The following is a 232-nucleotide window of genomic DNA, read 5'->3' on the forward strand; positions in this document are numbered from 1 at the left end:
ACAACTTTAATGGTGCTGTGCCAGTGATCAGCTACACCGTTACTGATGGTGCCGGTGATACCGAAAGTTCTACCTTAACAATTTCAGTAACACCAGTTTCTGATCTGAGCGATGATAATGAGAACGTCACTGTTGCAGAAGATACAATCGCGACAGGCAATGTGCTTGATAATGCAGCAACTGCAGATGGACCGTTAACCGTAACTAGTTTTACTGTTGATGGGAATACGTA

At 43.5% G+C, this 232-nt stretch carries 1 protein-coding gene; it reads left to right on the top strand.

The window, feature by feature from the left end; all coding sequences use genetic code 11:
• The coding region (locus H4J57_RS19740; protein ID WP_220470348.1) for a hypothetical protein at positions 1-232 on the top strand (232 nt) is incomplete at both ends.

It is taken from the genome of Colwellia sp. BRX8-7 (assembly GCF_014077275.1).
GTDB lineage: Bacteria > Pseudomonadota > Gammaproteobacteria > Enterobacterales > Alteromonadaceae > Colwellia_A.